Origin of the sequence: Streptococcus urinalis 2285-97, from assembly GCF_000188055.2 — a bacterium.
GTDB classification, from domain to species: domain Bacteria; phylum Bacillota; class Bacilli; order Lactobacillales; family Streptococcaceae; genus Streptococcus; species Streptococcus urinalis.
Genome location: NZ_AEUZ02000001.1, coordinates 1451139 through 1474286, shown reverse-complemented (window position 1 = coordinate 1474286; position 23148 = coordinate 1451139). Strand labels below are relative to the sequence as shown.

The 23148-nt window shown below is 36.6% G+C and carries 24 protein-coding genes; 21 read left to right on the top strand and 3 right to left on the bottom strand.

The window, feature by feature from the left end; translation table 11 throughout:
* The first annotated feature begins 1 nt into the window (after position 1).
* The 10 genes from STRUR_RS07495 to ftsY all read left to right on the top strand — a co-directional run bounded on the left by STRUR_RS07495 (position 2) and on the right by ftsY (position 10541).
* Positions 2-1858, top strand: coding sequence for a DUF859 family phage minor structural protein (locus tag STRUR_RS07495; RefSeq protein ID WP_003047263.1), 1857 nt, complete (start codon positions 2-4; stop codon positions 1856-1858).
* Between the two features lie 17 nt (positions 1859-1875).
* Positions 1876-2280, top strand: a complete 405-nt coding sequence (locus tag STRUR_RS07490) for a phage holin family protein (RefSeq protein ID WP_003047264.1) — start codon at positions 1876-1878, stop codon at positions 2278-2280.
* A gap of 1 nt (position 2281) precedes the next feature.
* On the top strand, positions 2282-3751 hold the full coding sequence (locus STRUR_RS07485) for a LysM peptidoglycan-binding domain-containing protein (protein ID WP_003047266.1): 1470 nt from the start codon (positions 2282-2284) through the stop codon (positions 3749-3751).
* A 221-nt stretch (positions 3752-3972) separates the two neighbouring features.
* On the top strand, positions 3973-4374 hold the full coding sequence (locus STRUR_RS07480) for a hypothetical protein (protein ID WP_003047268.1): 402 nt from the start codon (positions 3973-3975) through the stop codon (positions 4372-4374).
* Complete coding sequence (locus tag STRUR_RS11755; protein ID WP_003047269.1) at positions 4371-4532, top strand: SHOCT domain-containing protein; 162 nt, start codon at positions 4371-4373, stop codon at positions 4530-4532. Before STRUR_RS07480 ends, STRUR_RS11755 begins: the two co-directional genes overlap by 4 nt.
* A gap of 56 nt (positions 4533-4588) precedes the next feature.
* Positions 4589-5797: a recombinase family protein gene (locus STRUR_RS07470; RefSeq protein ID WP_003047272.1), complete on the top strand. Its 1209-nt coding sequence runs from the start codon at positions 4589-4591 to the stop codon at positions 5795-5797.
* Positions 5798-5799: 2 nt separating this feature from the next.
* Complete coding sequence (locus STRUR_RS07465) at positions 5800-7365, top strand: recombinase family protein (RefSeq protein ID WP_006740157.1); 1566 nt, start codon at positions 5800-5802, stop codon at positions 7363-7365.
* Positions 7366-7498: 133 nt separating this feature from the next.
* Positions 7499-8296 (top strand): Cof-type HAD-IIB family hydrolase, encoded by a 798-nt coding sequence (locus STRUR_RS07460; RefSeq protein ID WP_006739660.1) that lies wholly within the window; start codon positions 7499-7501, stop codon positions 8294-8296.
* Complete coding sequence (locus tag STRUR_RS07455) at positions 8296-9120, top strand: Cof-type HAD-IIB family hydrolase (protein WP_006740030.1); 825 nt, start codon at positions 8296-8298, stop codon at positions 9118-9120. Before STRUR_RS07460 ends, STRUR_RS07455 begins: the two co-directional genes overlap by 1 nt.
* Positions 9120-10541, top strand: a complete 1422-nt coding sequence (gene ftsY, locus STRUR_RS07450; protein WP_006739326.1) for a signal recognition particle-docking protein FtsY — start codon at positions 9120-9122, stop codon at positions 10539-10541. The genes STRUR_RS07455 and ftsY overlap by 1 nt, the downstream gene beginning before the upstream one ends.
* Before the next feature lie 42 nt (positions 10542-10583).
* Here ftsY and STRUR_RS07445 read toward each other — a convergent pair whose 3' ends face one another.
* The 3 genes from STRUR_RS07445 to STRUR_RS07435 form a co-directional block, all read right to left on the bottom strand.
* A complete protein-coding gene (locus tag STRUR_RS07445) occupies positions 10584-11399 on the bottom strand; it encodes a TIGR03943 family putative permease subunit (RefSeq protein WP_006740614.1) in 816 nt (271 codons plus the stop codon).
* Positions 11396-12301 (bottom strand): permease, encoded by a 906-nt coding sequence (locus STRUR_RS07440; RefSeq protein ID WP_006739782.1) that lies wholly within the window; start codon positions 12299-12301, stop codon positions 11396-11398. The genes STRUR_RS07445 and STRUR_RS07440 overlap by 4 nt, the downstream gene beginning before the upstream one ends.
* 85 nt (positions 12302-12386) lie before the next feature.
* Complete coding sequence (locus STRUR_RS07435) at positions 12387-12533, bottom strand: SPJ_0845 family protein (protein WP_006740355.1); 147 nt, start codon at positions 12531-12533, stop codon at positions 12387-12389.
* A gap of 189 nt (positions 12534-12722) precedes the next feature.
* On the opposite strand from STRUR_RS07435, the gene STRUR_RS07430 reads away from it, so the two are divergent.
* From STRUR_RS07430 to STRUR_RS07380, 11 genes are all read left to right on the top strand, one after another.
* On the top strand, positions 12723-13103 hold the full coding sequence (locus STRUR_RS07430; protein ID WP_006738448.1) for a VOC family protein: 381 nt from the start codon (positions 12723-12725) through the stop codon (positions 13101-13103).
* Between the two features lie 68 nt (positions 13104-13171).
* The gene (locus tag STRUR_RS07425; protein WP_006739192.1) at positions 13172-14212 is read left to right on the top strand and encodes an LLM class flavin-dependent oxidoreductase; all 1041 of its coding nucleotides are present in this window, start codon (positions 13172-13174) and stop codon (positions 14210-14212) included.
* 83 nt (positions 14213-14295) lie between these two features.
* Complete coding sequence (locus STRUR_RS07420; protein WP_006738790.1) at positions 14296-15003, top strand: response regulator transcription factor; 708 nt, start codon at positions 14296-14298, stop codon at positions 15001-15003.
* Positions 15004-15006: 3 nt separating this feature from the next.
* Entirely contained in the window at positions 15007-16344 is a 1338-nt protein-coding gene (gene pnpS, locus STRUR_RS07415) for a two-component system histidine kinase PnpS (RefSeq protein WP_006738474.1), read from the top strand.
* Between the two features lie 105 nt (positions 16345-16449).
* Complete coding sequence (locus STRUR_RS07410; protein WP_006739838.1) at positions 16450-17331, top strand: substrate-binding domain-containing protein; 882 nt, start codon at positions 16450-16452, stop codon at positions 17329-17331.
* Positions 17332-17392: 61 nt separating this feature from the next.
* Positions 17393-18256, top strand: coding sequence for a phosphate ABC transporter permease subunit PstC (gene pstC / locus STRUR_RS07405; protein ID WP_006738400.1), 864 nt, complete (start codon positions 17393-17395; stop codon positions 18254-18256).
* Positions 18249-19064 (top strand): phosphate ABC transporter permease PstA, encoded by an 816-nt coding sequence (gene pstA, locus STRUR_RS07400; RefSeq protein WP_006740147.1) that lies wholly within the window; start codon positions 18249-18251, stop codon positions 19062-19064. The genes pstC and pstA overlap by 8 nt, the downstream gene beginning before the upstream one ends.
* Positions 19065-19067: 3 nt before the next feature.
* Positions 19068-19820: a phosphate ABC transporter ATP-binding protein PstB gene (gene pstB / locus STRUR_RS07395; protein ID WP_006738485.1), complete on the top strand. Its 753-nt coding sequence runs from the start codon at positions 19068-19070 to the stop codon at positions 19818-19820.
* Between the two features lie 13 nt (positions 19821-19833).
* Complete coding sequence (gene phoU, locus STRUR_RS07390; RefSeq protein WP_006738896.1) at positions 19834-20487, top strand: phosphate signaling complex protein PhoU; 654 nt, start codon at positions 19834-19836, stop codon at positions 20485-20487.
* Between the two features lie 79 nt (positions 20488-20566).
* The gene (locus tag STRUR_RS07385; protein ID WP_006739421.1) at positions 20567-22699 is read left to right on the top strand and encodes a Tex family protein; all 2133 of its coding nucleotides are present in this window, start codon (positions 20567-20569) and stop codon (positions 22697-22699) included.
* A complete protein-coding gene (locus STRUR_RS07380) occupies positions 22686-23129 on the top strand; it encodes a SprT family protein (RefSeq protein WP_006739855.1) in 444 nt (147 codons plus the stop codon). Before STRUR_RS07385 ends, STRUR_RS07380 begins: the two co-directional genes overlap by 14 nt.
* Positions 23130-23148 lie beyond the last annotated feature (19 nt).

Sequence of the window (23148 nt, the reverse complement as noted above, 5' to 3'; positions counted from 1 at the left end):
TATGGCAGATTATGGTTCAAATAATGATAGGGGCTATACCCTACTTTTGCGAGTGGAAGAAACAGGCACTTCGACCGCTGACAATACATCTACTGTCCGAGTCCAACTCTGGCTAAAGAATGGTTATACGACCTTTGGGATGTATGACTGTAGGGCGAGTGTGTCCATCAATGGGCAGACACTTTCTTGGTCAGGGCGACCCGATATGTACACGGCTCATAGTTCCCTCCACTTGATTGATAAGACCATTACTGTACCGCATGATTCCAATGGCTCCAAAACCATCAGTTTTTCAGCGACTTTTTCAGGCTCTGGGGGTTGGTCGCCTGGCACCTTAAATACGGGGTCACAAACGCTACGCTTAAGTGATATCCCACGGTCATCTAGTGCCACGGTGTCAGGCAATATGATGGGACAAGCCGTAACTATTACGATTAAACGTGCCAGTAGTGATTTTACCCATAACATGACCTGGCATTTTGGGAGTCTAAGCGGCACGATTGGATCAGGCATTGCGACCTCTGTAACTTGGACGCCTTCGATTTCTCAATTAGCAACTCAAATACCAAATAGCACCTCAGGTAATGGGCATTTAACGCTAGCCACTATCTATGGTGGAAAGACGATAGGCTCAATGACAATTCCCATTACCCTCAACCTACCGACGTCTGTTGTTCCAACTTTGGGCAGTATTTCTGTTTCAGAATCACATGCCACTGCAAAAACGATTTTAACTGGCACAAGTTTTGCCCAGTTGGTGTCTAATCCTAAAGTGACCTTCAATCAAGGAGCAGGTATTTACGGTTCGACCATTCCTTCGACGGGTTATCGTGCAGAGGTCTTTAAATTTGAGAATAATCAGTGGGTTCAACTGCCTAATGTGGTAACGAGTCATAACGGTCTTTTGGGAGGTATCAACTGGATTGGTCGCGCTAAGGTCTCTGCCTATGTGACCGATTCGAGAGGGCGACAAAGTGCTCGAAAAGAAGTAGAGATAACCCTATTAGAGTATTTCAAACCTATCTTTTCATTCTCAGCGGTTCGTGCTGGTTCTAGTATGAATCAGGTGACGGTGACACGAAAGCTTAAGATTGCCCCTTTAACCATCAATAGTGTCCAAAAGAACAAGGCAACCTTGACATGGGAAGTGGTTGATTTGACAAGTGGCCAGAAGGTCACAAACGCTGGTGGTGCTGCCAACTGGACGTCGACAACGGAACACACAAAAACAGATTTCCAAGCTATTTTAGGTGGCGCCTATGATACCACGAAATCCTACACCATTATTGGAACGCTCGCAGACCTCTTTTACTCCACGACCTTTGAATTTACTATTGGTCCAGAAAAGGTTGTCTACGGCTTAAGTCCATCAGGTATGGGGATAGGCAAAGCATGGACAAGAGGAGTGCTAGATGTGGATGGGAGTTTACCTGCTTATTTTGATGGTGAGATTTATATGAAGAATAAGAAACTTCTTGATATCTTTTACCCAGTGGGCGTCATTTACGAGTCCACGTCAAGTACCAGTCCAGCCACCATTATGGGTGGGACTTGGGAACGATTTGGCAATGGTCGGGTCTTAGTTGGTGTATCTGAGAATGAAAGTGAGTTTAATAGCGTTAATAAGTCAGGGGGTAGTAAGGCACATACCTTGACCATTGATGAGATGCCGTCTCACTCACACGCTCAGTATGTGACAGCTAACAACGGCTCAGGAGCAATTCGTCGTGACCATTCTTCAGATGGTAGCTCTAGCCTTTACCCTCAAGGGAATAACACAGGAAATACTGGTGGCGGAAAGCCACACAATAACTTACAACCTTACGTCACGGTTTACCGTTGGCGTAGGACAGCATAAGAAAGGAAAGCGTCATTATGAAAGAATTACTGGCAACAAATAAGGTTCTCTTTTCAGCAATCGGAGGACTTATCGGTTCGATTTTTGGAGAAGTGGATGGGGTCTTATATGCCCTTTTTATTTTTCTCATCATTGATTATGTGACTGGAGTCTTTGCGGCAATCGTCGAGAAGAATTTATCAAGCGGTCTTGGTTTCAAAGGCATCTTTAAAAAGATTGCCATTCTCTTTTTGGTATCCGTGGGACACCTCATTGATACTGAAATCATTAAGCAGGGTGGAGCGATTCGCACCATGGTTATTTTCTTTTACTTGAGCAATGAAGGTTTGAGTATTTTGGAAAATGCGGTGCGGATTGGCTTGCCTATCCCTGAGAAACTACGAGCCATCTTAAAACAATTCAACGAAAAAGAAGGAGACTGATATGGGAAAACATCTAGTGATTTGTGGTCATGGGCAAGGACGAACTGCCTATGATCCAGGAGCAATGAATAGCAAACGAGGCATTACAGAAGCTGGTAAAGTTCGTGAGTTAGTCAAACTCATGTCCAAGTACAGTGGAAAAAGCATTGACTACATCACTGATCAAAATGTTTATGATTATCGCAGTATTGGTAGCTTAGGTAAGGGTTATGACTCGATTACCGAACTTCACTTCAATGCTTTCAATGGTACAGCAAGAGGGACAGAAGTTCTTATTCAATCCTCCTTGACGGCAGATAAGGAGGATTTGGCTATTTTGTCAGTCCTGAGCCGTCACTTCCAAAACCGTGGGATTAAGAAGGTGGATTGGCTTTATAATGCCAATGAAGCTAAGAACCGTGGATATTCCTACCGCTTGGTGGAGATTGCCTTTATCGATAACGAAGAAGACATGACCATCTTTGAGAATAAGAAGGAAGAACTGGCTAAAGCTCTCGTATCTGCCATTACCCAAGAGGAGGTGAAGACAGTTGTTTCTGCCACCCCCAGTAAGCAAGGAGGACAGCCCCATTCTTCTACCAGCCCTGTTTATCACGTTGGGGATAGTGTTCGTGTGCTTGGTCATGCGACTCATTACCAAACGGGTCAAGCGATGGCGAGTTGGGTCAAGGGTCGCACCTACAAAATCCTCCAAGTCAAAGGAGTAACGCAGTCTCAGAGTAAGAGAGCTTACCTGCTTGAAGGGATTACCTCTTGGGTGTTGGAGCAAGATGTGGAGGGAACAAGCCTTGGACATTCTGAACAGACCTACACGGCTCAAAAAGGGGATAGTTATTGGAAGATTTCTCGGAAATTTGGGACAACCGTTGATAGTCTTCTAGCCTTAAATGGCTTGAAGAAAACGGATGTTTTAAAGATTGGGCAGACCTTGAAAGTCCATAAGGCAACCAGTTCCATCAAGGCAGTGGGGACAAGCCTTGCTCAACGTGCAGTTGCATCTGCCCTGTCTAAGGTAGGGCAAAAGGTGACTGTTCCTACCAACCCTTATGGCGGACAATGCGTCAGTCTGGTGGATAAGATTGTACAGGAGTTGACCGATAAGGATATGGCTTACACCAATGCCATTGACTGCTTAACCAAGGCAAAAGCCAATGGCTTTACAGTCATCAAGGATGCTTGGGGAGTAAATCCTAAAGCTGGCGATTTCTATGTCATTAAGACAGACAGTCACCCTTATGGCCACATTGGCATTTGTATTACCGACTCAGATGGTACAAGCATTGATGGTGTGGAACAGAATGTCGATGGTTATACTGACCACAACAAGAATGGTATCAATGACCAATTGGAAATTGGTGGAGGCGGTATTACTCGCCGAGTAAAACGTGTCTGGATGGCAGATGGCTCACTCTATGATGCGACTGGCACGGTCAAACTTGGAAAAGTCATCGGTTGGTTCAGATTAGGATAAAAGTTATCAAGCCTGGTGGAAACATCAGGCTTTTTCTTTTTTCTTTTTTTCCATATGGCGGAATTTTCCTCCTCAAACTTACTTAGGAAGGTAGAGAGAAGTTTTTTTCAAAAAACCGGAAAAACTCCTCTAAAAGTTACCTAGTCATGTAGAGAAAAAGTTTTCTTTAGTTTGGACTAAATATCACTTTTAGTCACCTAGTAGATAGAAGGAGGAAAGTCATGATCCCAGAACAAAAAGCAACTATTCGTTATTTACGAGAACATGGACTTGGTTATAAAGCCATTGGCGTAAAGCTCAGTCTATCGTCTAACACCATAAAGTCATTTTGTCGTCGTGAGGCGATAAAGGCTGGTGAGAAAACAGATGATGTTTTACCAGATTATTGTCATGCTTGTGGTCGTGTTTTGACGCATATAGATGGTAAGAAAAAGAAACGCTTTTGTGGAACGTCCTGTCGCCAAACTTGGTGGAACAGCCATTTGGAGGAAGTCAATCGACAGACCTATACCGAGCATGTCTGTTTGGCTTGTGGGGGTGAGTTTACCTCCTACGCTAATCCTAAGAGAAAATATTGTAGTCGTAAGTGCTATGTGACTGCTAGATTTGGAGACAAGAAATGACAGAACAAGACTTTCAACAAGAACTTACCTACCAACTGACTATGGCACAGGCCAAGCAGCTCCTGTCTCAAGGTCTGATTTCTGAAGCCGTCTTCCAAGAATTTAAGGCAAAAATGCTCGAAAAATATGAGCCATTTCTGAGCCAATTAGTTGCCTAAAAACTTGATAAATAAGGGCTTTAGAGTGATATATAGTTGCGAAAGGAGATGTATCAATGAAACAAATCAAAACGATACAAGCCCAAAAGGTAACTACCATCAAAAGGTTAAAGGTGGCCGCATACACTAGGGTTTCGCATACGAGTTTACTCCAGTCCTTATCCAATCAAGTCAGCTACTACAGCCAAATGATACAGGCAAATCCTGAATGGGACTATGTGGGAGTTTACAGCGATTCAGCCATTAGTGGCCGTAGTCAAGCTCATAGACGAGATTTTCAACAGTTACTTGAAGATTGTCGCAAGGGGAAGGTAGACCTTATTTTAACCAAATCTATCTCACGATTTGGTCGAAATACGGTGGAGCTTTTGGAAACTGTTCGTGAGCTGAAGCGACTTGGTATCAGTGTTCGCTTTGAAAAGGAGAAGATTGACACCCTAACCGCTGAAGGGGAGTTGCTTTTAACCCTGCTTGCCTCCATGGCTCAAGAAGAATCACAGTCTATCAGTCAAAACATCAGATGGCGAGTGAAGAAACGCTTTGAAGATGGAAAACCTTATATTCCCCAAGACATCTTTGGCTATCGATGGAATGGCGAAGAGTATGTGATTGAACCCCATGAAGCCTCAATTGTCAGACAGGTCTTTGAATGGTATATGGAAGGACTTTCAGCCCCAAAAATAGCTAAAAGGCTTGATGATAGGGGAGAACGAACAAGGCTAGGTAATCGCTTTACTAAGCGAATTATTTATAACATGTTTGACCAAGAAGCCTACTGCGGACGACTTATTTTACAGAAGACCTTTCGAGATCATTTTGGCAGTCGCTCTATTCCAAACGATGGGCAGATGGCAAAGTATATCGTTGAGAATGCCCACGAAGCCATTGTGACACCAGAGTATTTCCAACAGGTCAATCAAGAGAAAAAGCGGCGTGCTAGGAGGAGAGTATCAAAGCATGATGCCCTAGCAAAGTTACAAGGCAAAGTGTATTGTGAGCACTGCGGTTTAGACATGATTTTAACTTTGGAGACCAAATCTAATCAGGAAAAGCGAGTGAGGTATTACTGCAGGACAAGAGATGCCAAGGGTGTCGAGGCTTGTCTAGGACGTACCGTTACAGAAGAACAGCTCTTTCAAGCCTTTGGTGAGAGCATAAATACAGAAGACATTCACCATATTTCTTTTAATAGCGTGACCAATGAAGCTAAAGCGACCTATAGAAATGGAGAAGAAAAACACGTCATCATTCAGAAAGGACGGTAGACATGAAAAAAGTTATCACGATAGAACCAGCCAAACAGGTCACCCATAAGGTTGACCTGCCCAGCTTTACCAAACGACGAGTGGCAGGCTATGCCAGAGTATCCACTGACCATGAAGATCAGACAACTTCCTACGAAGCTCAGATGACATACTATACAGACTACATCAACAGTCGCTCAGATTGGGAATTTGTCAAGATGTATTCCGATGAAGGGATTTCTGGAACAAACACCAAAAAGAGACTTGGGTTTCAAGAAATGGTGGAAGATGCCCTTGACGGAAAGGTAGACCTTATTTTAACCAAGTCAGTCAGCCGATTTGCCAGAAACACGGTGGACTCCCTTTCAACGGTTCGCAAACTCAAGGAAGCAGGTGTTGAAATCTATTTTGAAAAAGAGAACATTTGGACCTTTGATTCTAAAGGGGAGCTTCTGATTACCATCATGTCGAGTCTTGCTCAAGAGGAGAGCCGTTCCATTTCAGAGAACGTGACTTGGGGCAGACGACGTCAGTTGGCTGAAGGGCAAGTGACCTTTTCCTACAGCCAAGTTTTAGGCTTCAAGAAAAGTGACACGGGTGGTTTTGAAATTGACCAAGAAGAAGCTAAAATCGTGAGGTACATTTTCCATCAGGTTTTACTGGGCAACAACCCCAATAAAATCGCAAGGGAGTTGACTGCCCAAGGGATTCCAACCCCACAAGGAAAAAGGAAGTGGAGTTACGGTACAGTTAAGCGTATGCTTCGGAATGAAAAATACAAAGGGGATGCCCTCCTTCAGAAAAGTTTTACAACGGACTTCTTGACCAAAAGCACCAAACCTAATGAAGGGGAACTCCCACAGTATTATGTGGAGAATAACCATGAAGCCATTATCAAGCGTGAAGTCTTTGATTTGGTTCAGGTTGAATTGGATAAGTTAGAAAAGAAACGGCAAACCAATAACATCTTCACAGGACGACTGTTCTGCGGTGACTGTGGGTCAGCCTTTGGAAGTAAGGTGTGGCACTCTACCAGCAAGTACAAACGAACCATCTACCAGTGCAATGCCAAGTATAAGGGTGAGCATAAATGTCAGACTCCCCATGTGACGGAGGAAGAGATTAAAGGTTTGTTCCTATCAGCCATGAACCAACTCCTCAGTAATCGAGAGGAGATTGTCGCTAATACAGAACTCTTGATTGACTTGGCAAAAGACACCTCACCGCTTGAAAACAAGATTGATGATTTGGAGCAGCAACTTGAAACTATTCGACAAGACATTGAAGACTTGGTTGATAGAAATGCAAGGAAGGCTCAGAATCAAGACCTTTACCAAGAGCAGTACGATACTCTAGTAACAGCCTACCAAGAAAGGCAGAAAGAGTTGCAGGAAGCTACGTCATCCTTAGAAGAGCAGAAAAGTAAACAGCTAAGTCTTGATGGATTTATTCAACAACTCAAACAGCAGGAAGACCTCATTACAGATTTCAATCAAGAACTCTGGCAGACTAGTGTTGAGCGATTGGATATTAAAGAGGGCAAGAAAATCAGCCTCACCTTCAAAAATGGTGTTCGGATTGATTTATAGAAGACAAGATGTGTCAATTCGGCACGTCTTTTTTTGGTGTTTCTGTGTTATAATAGAAGGAGTTATATTAGGATTTGAGATGCACACCCCACTCGGGTTTTGCACCCCCTTGAAAGGGAAAAGGTTAGATTGTATGATTAAATTGATAGCGACAGATATGGATGGTACTTTTTTAAATAGCCAAGGTGCTTATGAAAAAGAGCGATTAGCAAAATTATTAGAAGCATTTAAAGAAAAAGGTATGATTTTCACCGTTTCAAGTGGACGTTCACTCTTAGCAATTGAAAAATTATTTGAAGATTTTTTAGAAGACATTGCGATTATTGCTGAAAATGGTTCTATTGTGCAATATCAAAATAAGATTATCTTTGCCGATTACATGACAAGAGAGCAGTACCTTCATATAAAAGACAAAGTTTTTGAAAACCCTTATCATCCTGGAAAAAATCTGTTACTTTCCGGAAAAAATGGCTCCTATGTGTTAAAAAGTTCAAGTCAGGATTATATTGATAAGTCAAACTTTTATTATGAAAATGTTCAACTTGTCTCTGATTTTGAGGCTATTAATGATGATATTTTCAAATTAACAACCAATTTCACAGGTGACACAGTAGCTCAAGGAGAAGAATGGTTGAACCAAAATGTTGATTATGCTAGAGCAGTTACAACAGGATTTGATTCTATCGATATTGTCCTTAGTGAAGTTAATAAAGCTTTTGGCTTATCACATTTGTGTGATTCCTTAGGCATAAAAAAAGAAGATGTCATTGCCTTTGGTGATAATTTAAATGATTATGAAATGATGCATTTTGCTGGCCATTCCGTAGCTATGGAAAATGCAAGAGATGCAATAAAAGAGGTGGCAAATGAAGTTATTGGACATTGTGACGATAGTTCAGTGTTAACTTATATGGAGGGATTAGTAAAATAATGTCAGATATTAAACTATTAGCATTGGATTTGGATGGTACTTTATTTACAACTGAGAAAACAGTTAGTGATGAAAATAAAGAAGCACTTCAAAAAGCTAGAGAAAAAGGTGTTAAAGTTGTCATCACAACAGGAAGACCTTTGAAAGCAATTGGAAATCTATTAGAAGAACTAGATCTCATTAGTGAAAATGATTATAGTATTACCTTTAATGGTGGTCTTGTTCAGCGCAATACTGGCGACATTTTAGATAAGAGTTCATTGTCAAGAGAGCAACTAGCTGACTTACATACTATGTTAGATAATACTGGTTTACCAACAGATATTTTAAGCGATGGCATTGTATACAGTATTCCTAGTGGAGATCGTAAATCACAATATCATATGGCAAATCCATTGTTAACTTTTGTAGAAGTTGAAAACTTTGAGCAAGTTCCAAAAGATATTGTTTACAATAAAGTTGTTACTGTTACAGACGCAGATTTTTTAGACAAACAAATTGCACAATTGCCAGAATGGCTTTTTGAGAATTTTGAAGCCTATAAATCAAGGGATATTATTTTTGAGTTAATGCCAAAAGGTGTTCATAAGGCTTTTGGATTGAATCTGCTTTGTAACCATTTGGGATTTGAAGCTAGTCAAGTAATGGCTATGGGAGATGAAGCAAATGATCTTTCAATGTTAGCTTGGGCTGGTCTAGGTGTCGCAATGGCAAATGGCGTTGATATTGCAAAGAAAACAGCAAAAGCTGTTACAACAAAAACGAATGATCAATCTGGTGTGGCTGAAGCTGTTAAACGATATATTTTAGATGAGGTAGAATAATGGGATTATTTGATCGCTTATTTGGTAAAAAAAAGAAAGATTCTGAAATCAAAGAAGATTCAGAACAAGAAGTTCAAATTCTTGAAAAAGAAACAATAGAATCAGATCATTCTTTAGAAGAGGATTCTTCTGGAGATTTAACGGAATTAGTAAATGATTTACCTATTGATTCTGATAAGGAAGAAGACAATCAGACTGTCACAATATTAGAAAAAGAAACTATCTATTCAGAAATTAACCAAGACAATGAAACAAATGATGAACATCTAAATGACATGGTCAATGACCTTCCTCTTAATTCAGAGTCAGAAACAAGGGTTAGTGAAGACTTAAAAGTAGAATCACAAGCTGACTTAAATAAGAATGAAGAGCAAGATGAAAGTACTTTTAATTCAACTAAGCCTGTAACTAATGATGATAATAGGGCTCTATCTGATAATCAAACGACTATTGATACTTCTGAAGTTGTAACAGCTCCATTTCCTGAAAATGAAGAAAGTGATGATGAAAAGTATAGTCGCAGTTTAAAGAAAACAAGGACTGGTTTCAGTGCTCGTCTGAATTCTTTTCTTGCAAACTTTAGACGAGTTGATGAGGATTTCTTCGAAGAATTAGAAGAAATGCTTATCTTGTCAGATGTGGGTGTTACCGTTGCTTCTACATTAACTGAAGAATTACGCTATGAAGCAAGGCTTGAAAATGCTAAGAAACCAGAAGATCTAAAACGTGTTATTGTCGAAAAATTAGTTTTAATCTATGAAAAAGATGGCGTTTATCATGAAGGAGTAAAACTTCAAGATGGACTAACTGTAATGCTTTTTGTTGGTGTGAATGGTGTTGGGAAAACAACATCTATCGGAAAATTAGCATATAAATACAAACAAGAAGGCAAAAAAGTTATGATGGTTGCGGCTGATACCTTCCGTGCTGGTGCTGTTGCGCAATTAGTTGAGTGGGGTAAACGTGTGGATGTGCCTGTTATTACTGGACCAGAAAAGGCAGATCCTGCTTCGGTTGTCTTTGACGGTGTTGAAAAAGCAATAACACAAGGAATTGATGTTTTATTTATTGATACTGCAGGTCGTTTGCAAAACAAAGAAAACTTAATGCAAGAATTAGAAAAAATGGGACGCATCATTAAGCGCGTGATTCCTGATGCGCCTCATGAAACGTTATTAGCTTTGGATGCCTCAACAGGTCAAAATGCACTCAGTCAAGCCAAAGAATTTTCTAAGATTACGCCATTAACTGGTATTATTCTAACTAAAATTGATGGTACTGCAAAAGGTGGGGTTGTTCTTGCCATTAGACAAGAACTTGATATTCCTGTAAAATTCATTGGTTTTGGTGAAAAAGTCGATGATATTGGTGAGTTTCATTCAGAAGATTTTATGCGAGGCTTGTTAGAAGGTATTTTATAAAAAAAAGACTTTAAACAGCGTTTAAAGTCTTTTTTTATATGGTTAAAATACCCTATAAACATATGGATTTTTTGGTTGGTTAGTTTCTTTTACGTCATTAATATGAAGGACAGGTAAATTTTGTTTGAGTTGTTTATCATACTCTATGCGAATACGTCCTTTTGCTGTTAACCAAGCATTATTAGCGTATGTCTTGGTATTACCCGTCGTTAATAATCCATAGACACCAGAGTCTGCGATACAATGAATGATGCCAAATCTAAATAAAAATTGATAGCCTTTATTATTTGGAGCATTGTAAACAAAACCAGTGTATTGAATATCACGGTTTAAAAATTCATCAGGATACAGATAGATTAATTCCATAAGTTCCATGTAATTTTCAGTTGTGATGATTATTGGTTTTGAACCTTTATAAGCTTTTAATTCTTTTTGCATTTCCTTTTGATAGGCATTATGTGTAAAGTATAAACTAGTATCTGGCTTTAAATATTGAATTGTCGTTCCTTCTTGATCTGCAATCTTCCTATCTGAACCAGCAGCTAATGGAAAGGTATAACCTTTTGCAGAAACGGTTTGAGAATCCAGAGATACCGTTGGTACCAATAAACCAACAAGAACTGGAAAAACTAAAATCAATAGGCTTGTTCCTTTTGTAAGCCAGCCTTTTAGATGACTGTGCATCTTAATATTTTTCATCCAAATAATCAGTTGAACAAGAGCTAAAAGAAAGGATAGAACCATCGAAATATAAGCTAAGTAGGCATAATGAGTATTAATGTATTGATCTAATTTTTCGGAAAGTTGTAGATACATGGTTAACTCAAAGTAACCCGAAAGTATAAGAAATCTGATCATCCTATTACCCCCACTAATAAACAATAACACATAATAACAATAGCAGATACACTAATGAATTGTGCGATAAATCTGCCCTTGAATGCTTTTAGCATCATCATCAAATTTTTGATATCAATCATAGGACCAATCAGTAAGAAAGCAAGTACTGGTGCCAAACCAAATGTTGATAACAACGAAGCACCGATAAAAGCATCTGCTTCACTACAAAGAGATAAGATGAAAGCTAAAAGCATCATGATTAAAATAGCAGTGATTTTATTATGTCCAATGCTTGTTAAAATTCGTGTTGGGACATAGATTTGCATAGCTGAAGCAATTAGAGTACCAAATACTAAGTAACGTCCAGTATCAAAAAATTCATCAATAGCATGAGCAAGTGCTAAGAAAACTTTTTTTGTCCATTTTTCATGAGAATAATCATGAAAATGAAGAGGTTCTAGATTATCTTTCAGAATGTTTTCATCAACAAAGAACGCTAACATTAGTCCTAAAATAATAGCTGTAAGAATAGCCCCAAATAATCTTAATAACAAAAATCTCATGGAGTTACCAAAAGCTGAGTAAGTTGCAAATAAAACAATAGGATTGATAATAGGTGCTGTTGTTAAAAAAGGAATTGCAGTGTAACTAGGGACTTTTTTCTCTAAAAAGCGATTAATGATAGGAACAATACCGCATTCACAAGATGGAAAAATGAAACCAACAAATGTTCCAAAAAGAATTCGCAAAAAACGATTTTTGGGAAGGTAGCGCTGAACCTTATCAGGTGTGATATAAACTTCTATAAAACCTGATAAAATAGCACCGAGTAAAACAAAAGGAAGTGCTTCAATGATGATTGACAAAAAGATAGCAAACCATTGTAGCACACTTGAAGGTAAATGTGAAAATACCGACATGAAAATGGACCTCCGACAACATAGTAGTGGCTAGAAAAATGGAAAGGCTTCAAACATGAAGCCCCCAAAAAACCTATTCGTCAATTTAGTTGTTATCTTTTTGTGAGTTATTCTTGATATCTGTATCAGTCGTCTTTGTTTCAGGTACATTGACATTTGACATTTCAGGTAGTTTGGCAAATGATCCTAGCATCTTTTCAAGATCGTCTTTTCGTTTATAAGTTATAGCCATTTAATGATAGACCTTCTTTCTTCTCAATAGTAATCTTATTATACTATCATTTCCTTAAATAAGAAAATTTGAACTATAAAGTGGAAAAATTTGGCAAAAATCAAGATAGGAAAGTATCTAGGAATCGTAGCATTTCATCAGATTTTTAATAAATAATAGGTTATACTAAGTAAAAAAGGAGAATAAAATATGGTTAAGATTGAACATGTGGCTCTATGGGAAAGAGATATTGAACTGGAAAAAAACTTTTATTGCAAACACTTTAATGGTAAAGTAAGTGAACTTTATCATAATTCCAAAACGGGATTTTACTCTTATTTTATTTCTTTTTCGAATGGCGCAAGGCTTGAAGTCATGTCAAGAGCAGATTTAGATGAAGGAACTAGAAATCAATATGGTTTCACTCATATTGCCGTATCATTAGGAAGTAAAGAAGCAGTTGATCAGAAAGCAAACTATTTTGCAGAAAATGGTTTTCCTATTCAAAATGGACCTAGAGTTACTGGTGATGGTTATTATGAAGCTGTTATTTATGATCCTGAAGGAAATCAAATTGAATTGACCGTCTAAGACAGATTAATTGAAAAAGATACTAATTAGTAATATCATAGTTATCAAGATAGTTAAAGGAGTCATTTATGATTGAACTAGGTATTACAACTTTTGGTGAAACAACACAATTAGAAGTTTCAAAAGAAAAAATAACGCATCAAGAAAGAATTAGACAACTGGTCGAAGAAATTGAATTAGCTGATAAAGTAGGATTAGATGTTTATGGTATTGGGGAACACCACCGTGAAGACTTTGCTGTTTCAGCACCTGAAATCGTACTTGCTGCAGGAGCTGTTAATACAAAACAAATCAAACTCACACCAGCTGTAACGATCATCTCATCAAATGATCCTGTTAGGATTTATCAACAGTATGCTACAATTGATGCTATTTCAAATGGCAGGGCAGAAATTATGGCTGGAAGAGGTTCTTTTATTGAATCCTTTCCACTTTTTGGTTATGATTTAAAAGATTATGATCAACTTTTTGATGAAAAATTGGATATGCTCCTGACAATTAATGAAAATACAAAATTAAATTGGCAAGGACAATTATCCCAAACTGTTGATAATCGTCCAGTCTATCCGAGAGCACAAGTAGGAAAGTTGCCTATCTGGGTTGCAACTGGTGGTAATGTTGATTCAACAGTTAAAATTGCTCAAAAAGGACTTCCTATTGTTTATGCAACAATAGGAGGAAATCCAAAAGCATTTGCGCAGTTGGTAGCCATTTATAAAGAAATTGGTAGCCGCTATGGCCATTCACCTGAGCAACTCAAAGTTGCAGCTCACTCTTGGGGTTGGATTGAAGGCGATAATCAAGCAGCAATTGATCATTACTTTTACCCAACAAAACAAACAGTTGATAATATTGCAAAAGGGAGATCGCATTGGTCAGAAATGACGAAAGAACAATATTTAGCTTCTGTCGGCCCAGAAGGTGCTATTTTTGTTGGTGATCCAGAACATGTGGCCCAAAAGATAATTAACATCATTACTGACTTACAATTGGATCGTTTTATGCTTCATTTACCTATTGGTTCTATGCAGCATGAGCAAGTCTTGGAAGCTATTCAACTATATGGAAAAGAGGTCGCACCACTTGTTCGTCGTCACTTTAATAAATAAAAAAAAAGACTAGTTTACTAGTCTTTTTACGATTAAAAATAATGAATTCAGAAAATGTGATATAATCTTAATGAGGAGTAATCATGAAAAAACAGATACTTATTGTAGATGATGAATTGCCTATTTTGACATTATTAGATTATCATTTAGTTAAAGAAGGCTATCAAGTTAAAACAGCTGAAGATGGTAGAACAGCACTGAATTTAGCATTAACTGAACATTTTGATTTAATAGTATTGGATATTATGTTGCCTCAGTTGGATGGTATTGAAGTTTGTAAAAGATTGAGAGCTCAACATAAAAAGACACCAATTATTATGCTCTCTGCTAAAGGTGATGAGTTTGATAAAGTTTTTGCTTTAGAACTAGGTGCGGATGACTACATGACAAAACCATTTAGCCCAAGAGAATTAATGGCTAGGATTAAAGCAGTTTTAAGACGAACTGACAATGATCAATTAGAAGAAGACGAAGATATGATTTCAGATGATGTATTAGAAATTGACTATCTTAAAATCTATCCAGATCGTCACGAAATTTATTGTCAAGATCAGCTTGTTTCACTAACACCAAAAGAATTTGAATTATTACTTTACTTAGCAAAACATCCCAAAATGACATTAACTAGAGAAAGACTCTTAGAGAGAATATGGGGTTATGACTTTGGACTTGAAACCAGACTAGTGGATGTCCATATTGGAAAACTGAGAGAAAAGATTGAGCAAGATCCAAAATCACCACAATTTATAAAAACAGTGAGAGGTTATGGTTACAAATTTGAAGGAGCCTAATCAATGAAAAAATACCTCTTTCAATTAATAACAATTGATTTTTTGGGAATTTTAGGGATTATTTTTATTTATATAAAACCAGACTTTGAAAAATACTTGATGGCTTATCTCATTATTATTTTTCTGATAAGTTTTCATTATTGTCGAAAAATAGTTAAGTGGTACCTTGATTTTCGGTTAGTCCAAGAAAACTATAGTGGTGCTTACACAAGTCAATTTAAAGACATCCAAAAACTTGGTAAAAAACTTCTTACGATCAGCCAAAACAGTGAGGTTATTACGGAAAAATCTGGCTTAGTAGAAGAAGACTTAGAAGCTTTATTAGAAAATTCTCCCATGGGATTAGCCGTATTTTCTTCGGATGGGCATCTCAATTTTCTTAGTAAATCTTTTCAATCTTTCTTTCCTAATAGACCTCAAAATAAGATTGCTTACGTCACAGATTTAGAAAGATCTGATTTAAGAGCTATGATCAGTGCTGGTTTTACACAAAAACAAGCTCAAAGAAAAGAATTAGTTGGCCATTTTGATGGAGATTTAATTCTTGATGTAACAGTTGTACCTATTTTTGATATAGAACATAAAGTAACACAAGTGATGGTACTGCTTTATGATATGACGCCAATTAGAACTTACGAAAGACAAAATTTAGATTTCGTGGCCAATGCATCTCATGAATTGAGAACACCTGTGACATCTATTAAAGGTTTTTCTGAGACAATTTTAGACATGTCATCTGAAGAAGTTGAGTTGCAAAAACAATTTCTTCAAATCATTCATCAGGAAAGTATCCGATTAGAACATATCGTTGATCACATGTTAACGTTATCAAAATTAGATAATTTAAAACCTAATATCGAATCAATGGCTTTAAATCACTACATTAAGTCATTGGCTAATGGGTTAAGCAACCAATTTTTAGAAAAAGATATTACTCTTTTATATGATATGAAAGATGAATGTATGATCGAAACCGATGAATTTATGCTTTCTCAAATTGTTACTAACTTGTTGACAAATGCTATCAGGTATACTGAGCACGGTGGTAGTGTTACTGTCGGGATTGAAACATTTGAATCTTTTGCTGAGATTAGTGTTACAGATACAGGAATAGGCATGAGTGACTATCAGCTAGATAGAATTTTTGAACGCTTTTATAGAGTTAATAAAGGCAGAAGTAGGCAGTCTGGTGGTACAGGACTTGGTTTATCAATAGTTAAAGAATTAACACAAGCATTAGGTGGTAAAATAAAAGTATCAAGCCAATTAGGTGTTGGAACACGATTCACACTACAATTACCATTGCAGTTTAAAGAAAAAAATGAAGCAGTTACTATGTAAATGCTTCATTTTTTATTTCTTTACACAATCTTTACAAAAATCCATAAATAACCTTTACAAAGACTTGATAAACTATAGTTACAAAAAATAAAGAGGTTATCGAAAATGAAAATGAAAAAATTTCTTAATTTCGCAGTTTTAGGTTTAGCAGGTATCACACTTGCAGCATGTGGCAACAATGATGGTTCAAATTCATCATCATCTTCAAATAGCAAAATTGTTGTTGTTTCACGTGAAGACGGTTCTGGTACTCGTGGTGCTTTTACAGAAATCACTGGCATACTTAAAAAAGATGGCGATAAAGAAGTTGACAATACATCAAAATCAGCAGTTATTCAAAATAGCACAGAAGGTGTTATATCAGCAGTATCTGGTGATAAATCAGCAATTGGTTATATTTCACTTGGTTCATTAAATAATCATGTTAAAGCACTTAAAGTTGACGGTGTTAAAGCTAGTGAAGAAACAGTTCTTGATGGCGATTACCCATTACAACGTCCATTTAACTTAGTTTATAAAGATGGAAGCTTATCTGGAGTAGCTAAAGACTTTGTTAGTTACATTCATTCAACAGAAGGTCAAAAAGTTGTTACAGATAACAAATACATCCAATCAAAAACAAAAGCAACCGATTATACTTCTCAAAAACTTTCAGGAAAAATTTCTCTAGTTGGTTCAACATCAGTTTCTCCATTGATGGAAAAATTAGCTGAAGCATACAAAAAATTAAACCCAGATGTTACTATTGATATCACTTCAAATGGTTCATCAGCAGGTATCACAGCAGCTAAAGAAAAATCTGCTGACATCGGTATGGTTTCTCGTGAATTAACGCCAGAAGAAAGCAAAGAACTTAAAGATGATGCAATTGCAAATGATGGTATCGCAGTAGTTGTAAATACTGATAACAAATTGAGCGAAATCAAAATGAAACAAATTACAAATGTCTTTACAGGAAAAGTAACAACTTGGGATAAAGTTAAATAATAATCCATAGAGTTAGGGGAGACAATGTCTCCCTTAATTTTAAATTTAGAAAGGATAGCTAGTGAATAAACAAGATTTTAAAGAAGATTTGTTTAAAGTGATCTTTTTCCTCAGTGCAGCAATGTCAATTGTTGCCATTCTCCTAATTTGTATTTTTATTTTCACAAATGGGTTACCATTTATTGGAAAATATGGAATCAGTAAGTTCCTTTTTGGAACAGAATGGTCACCTTCAAATAGTCCTGCAAGTTATGGTATTCTACCAATGATATTAGGCTCCTTAATCATTACACTTGGAGCTGTTATTATAGGAGTGCCAACAGGTATATTTACGTCAGTCTTCATGATTTATTATTGTCCAAAACCACTTTATGGCTTTTTAAAGTCAGCTGTTAACTTAATGGCAGCTATTCCTTCTATTGTCTATGGCTTTTTTGGACTTGAATTATTAGTTCCATGGATTAGAACTTTTTCTGGTAATGGGATGTCGATTTTAACAGCATCCATTTTACTTGGTATTATGATCTTACCAACCATTATCAGTTTATCGGAATCAGCTATAAGAACAGTTCCAACTTCCTATTATTCTGGAAGTTTGGCACTTGGAGCTAGTCATGAACGAAGTATCTTTAGAGTCATCTTACCTGCTGCCAAATCTGGTATTTTGTCAGCTGTGATTTTAGGTATTGGTCGTGCAATTGGTGAAACGATGGCTGTTATTTTAGTCGCTGGTAATCAACCAGTAATCCCAACAGGACTTTTCGAGGGTACGAGAACAATGACGACTAATATCGTTCTCGAAATGGCTTATGCTTCTGGAGAACACCGAGAAGCACTGATTGCAACTTCAGCAGTATTATTTGTCTTTATCTTGCTGATTAACGCTTGTTTTGCATATTTGAAAGGAAAATCAACACATGAGTAAATATATTTTAAAAACACTTGTTTATTTATTTTCCTTGATAACATTTGGATCATTGTTTTTAATTATTGGTTTTATTTTAATACAAGGATTACCACATTTAACACCATCCTTATTCTCAATGCACTATACTAGTGAAAATGTCTCTTTAATGCCTTCAATCTTAGTAACCGTTGTATTGGTTTTTGGATCACTATTAATTGCATTGCCAATTGGTATTTTTGCAGGTTTTTACTTAGTTGAATATGCTAAGAAAGGCTCTTGGTGGGTAAAAGTAATCCGAATCGCTTCAGATACGCTATCAGGAATTCCTTCAATTGTATTTGGTTTGTTTGGCATGTTATTCTTTGTCATCTTTTTGAAATTCCAATATTCCTTATTATCAGGAATTTTGACATCAGTCATTATGGTATTACCAGTTATTATTAGGTCAACTGAAGAATCTTTATTGTCTGTCAGTGATAGTATGAGACAAGCTAGTTTTGGTCTGGGAGCAGGAAAATTAAGAACTGTGTTTAGAATAGTGCTTCCTGTTGCAATGCCTGGTATTTTATCAGGGGTTATTTTAGCAATTGGACGTATTGTCGGTGAAACTGCCGCTTTAATGTATACTTTGGGAACATCGACAAATACACCAACTAGTCTATTGTCTTCTGGTCGTTCTTTAGCTCTTCATATGTATATGCTTTCTAGTGAAGGATTACATGTCAATGAAGCTTATGCAACTGGAGTTGTACTGATTATTACAGTATTAATTATTAACTCAATTTCAAGCCTATTATCACGACGTCTTGTGAAAGGAGATGCCTAACAAATGGGAACTTTTTCAGTAAAAAATTTAGATCTTTATTATGGTGATTTTCAAGCTCTAAAAGATGTTTCAATTGATTTGCCACAAGGTGAAATCACAGCTTTAATTGGACCTTCTGGATGTGGAAAATCAACTTTCTTAAAAACATTGAACCGTATGAATGACTTAATTCCTGGTTGTCGTATCGAGGGAGAAATCATATTAGATGGTAAAAATATTTATAAAAAAGATATGAACTTAAATCAGTTACGAAAACGTGTAGGAATGGTATTTCAACAACCGAATCCTTTTGCAATGTCAATCTATGATAATGTTGCCTATGGTCCAAGAACACATGGGATCAAAGATAAAAAGACCTTAGATGCTTTAGTTGAAAAAAGTCTTCGTGGTGCAGCTATTTGGGACGAAGTAAAAGATAATCTTAAAAAGAATGCAATGTCTTTATCAGGTGGTCAACAACAACGTATTTGTATTGCACGTGCATTAGCTGTTGAGCCAGATATTTTATTAATGGATGAACCAACTTCAGCTTTAGACCCAATCTCCACTTTAAAAATTGAAGATTTGGTTCAAAATTTGAAAAAAGAGTATACGATTATCATTGTAACCCATAACATGCAACAAGCATCCCGTATTTCTGATAAGACAGCATTTTTCTTAACAGGTGAAATTTGTGAGTTTGGAAATACACTTGATATTTTCACAAATCCTAAAGATAAACGTACAGAAGATTATATTTCAGGTCGATTTGGCTAGAGAGGTTATCAAGATGAGAAAACAGTTTGACCGTGAATTACAAACCTTAGAAAATCAATTTTTAGAGATGGGACAAGATGTTTTAGAAAGTGCTTCTAAAACGATGATTGCCTTAGCAGCTAAAGATTATGTATTAGCTCAAAATGTTATTGATCAAGATAAAGTAATTAATAACTACCAAATCACAATTGAAATGGCATGTGCTCGGTTATTAGCGTTACAACAGCCTCAAGTAAGTGACTTACGATTTGTGATTACAGTTATGACAGCTTGTTCTGATTTAGAAAGAATGGGTGATCATATGGCAGGTGTTGCCAGATCAATTCTAAAGTTGAAAGAAGATAATGTGCTCCCTGAAATTGAAGAAGAAATTCATACATTAGGTAAAACAGTTTTAGAGATGCATCATGATATGCTTCATATTTTTAGTGAAAATGATGCTGAAAAAGCAAAAAATTTGGCAAAAGAAGACCAAATTATCGATGAAGCGTATCTGCAACTTTCAAAAACCATACTTACTCAGATGAAAATTCAAGAAACTTCAATTAGAAATGGGACAGAATACATTTCAATCTTAAAACACATTGAACGTTATAGTGATTATATTTCAAATATTTGCGAACGTCTTGTTTACTTAGAAACTGGTGAAATAACTGAACTGAATTAAAAATTATCACACACCGTGATAATTTTTTATTTGGATTGAAAACAGAAAAAAGGCTACTTTGTGATATAATAGTAGTATTATGGAAAATCAAAATACGAAACAAATAGCCTTAGAATTAGGCATTTCTGAAAAACAAATTGATCACGTTTTATCACTGACTTCAGAAGGAAATACCATCCCTTTTATTGCAAGATATCGTAAGGAAGCAACTGGTAATTTGGATGAAGTTGAGATTAAATCAATAATTGACTTAGATAAGTCACTTACTACTTTAAGTGACCGTAAAGAAACAGTTATAAATAAAATTAGAGAACAAGGAAAACTCAGTCCAGAGCTTGAAAAAGCGATTCAAAAGGCTGAAAAACTTGCGGAAGTTGAAGAACTGTATCTTCCTTATAAAGAAAAAAGAAGAACAAAGGCTACTATTGCTAGAGAAGCTGGTTTATTCCCATTGGCAAGACTTATTTTGCAAAATGCTGCTAATCTTGAAAAAGAAGCTGAACAGTATACAAATGAGCAATTTAAAACACCTAAAGAGGCATTGTCTGGAGCTGTTGATATCTTGGTTGAAGCTATGTCAGAAGACACCAAATTGCGGTCATGGACTTATAATGAAATCTGGCAGTATAGTTATATTACTTCAACTTTAAAAGACCAGACTTTAGATGAAAAACAAGTCTTTCAAATTTATTATGACTTTTCAGATAAAGTTTCTAAAATGCAAGGTTATCGAACTTTAGCTTTGAATAGAGGTGAAAAATTAGGTGTTCTAAAGGTTTCTTTTGATCATAATTGGGATAAAATGATTCGTTTTTACAGCGTTCGCTTTAAAACGCTAAATCCCTATATCGAAGAGGTTATTTCTCAAGCTGTTAGAAAAAAAGTTGTACCTGCTATGGAACGCCGCATTAGAACAGAACTAACGGAAACGGCAGAAGATGGAGCTATTGCTTTATTCTCTGAAAATTTAAGACATTTACTATTGGTTTCACCCTTAAAAGGAAAAATGGTTCTAGGATTTGACCCAGCTTTTCGTACAGGGGCAAAATTAGCTGTAATTGATCAAACTGGTAAATTAATAACAACACATGTTATCTATCCAGTTGCACCAGCAAGCCAATCTAAAATTTCAGCAGCTAAAGTGGAACTCGCTAATCTTATCAAAACTTATGGTATTGAGATAATAGCTATAGGTAACGGAACTGCTAGCCGTGAGAGCGAAGCTTTTGTAGCTGATATTCTAAAAGATTTTCCAGAGACATCTTATGTGATTGTTAATGAAAGTGGTGCTTCTGTTTATTCAGCATCGGAATTGGCAAGACATGAATTTCCAGAATTGACTGTTGAAAAACGTTCTGCCATCTCAATTGCACGTCGTTTACAAGACCCTTTGGCAGAATTAGTGAAAATTGATCCAAAATCAATTGGAGTTGGTCAGTATCAACATGATGTTAGTCAGAAAAAACTCAGTGACAATTTAGATTTTGTTGTTGATACTGTTGTTAACCAAGTTGGTGTTAATATCAATACAGCAAGTCCTGCATTGCTATCACATGTCTCAGGTCTTAACAAAACCATTTCTGAAAATATTGTTGCATACCGTGAGGAAAATGGTCAAATCAAATCAAGGTCTGAAATTAAAAAAGTACCAAGATTAGGTGCAAAAGCATTTGAACAAGCAGCAGGTTTCTTGAGAATTCCTAATGCAAAAAACTTTTTAGATAACACAGGTGTGCACCCAGAAAGTTATCCAGCTGTAAAACAATTACTATCTACCCTAAATATTAATCAGTTAGATGACGAAGGCAAATTAAAATTACAATCCATTCAACTGGATCACATGGCTGAAGTCTTAAACATTGGTATAGAAACTCTAAAAGATATTATTGAAGATCTTTTAAAACCAGGTAGAGATTTACGGGATGAGTTTGAAGCACCAGTACTTCGTCAAGATGTTTTAGATTTGAAAGATTTAAAGATTGGACAGAAACTAGAGGGAACTGTTCGTAATGTTGTTGATTTTGGTGCCTTTGTTGATGTAGGTGTCCATGAAGATGGTTTGATTCATATCTCTGAAATGAGTCATAGTTTTGTTAATCATCCTAGCCAAGTTGTTTCTGTTGGAGATTTAGTAACGGTTTGGGTTTCAAAAATAGATTTGGATAGACACAAGGTTAATTTATCTTTATTAGCACCAAATGAATCTCACTGATTATATCAAAAAAGTCTCAATTGAAGATTTTGGGCTTGTCTTTCAACATCAAGCTGTTTTTAATAAGAGACTCAAAACTACTGGAGGACGCTTCTTTCCTCATGACGGTCACATTGATTTTAACCCTCTATTATTTGAACGTTATTCTGAAGAGATTTATCGAAAAGTTGTACGACATGAATTGTGTCATTATCATCTTTATTTTCAAGGGAAAGGCTTTAAACACAAAGATAAAGATTTCAAGACCTTACTTAAAGAAGTCGATGGCTTACGATTTTGCCCACCATTACATGATCATAAAAAGGATTTAGAGTACTTTTGTCAATCCTGTGGACAAATCTACTTTCGGAAAAGACGCCTAGATACTAAGCGATTTGTGTGTGGTAAATGTCGTGGTAAACTAATTTTAAAATCAAGAAAGCTATCTTAAAAATCAGTCGTAAGGCTGA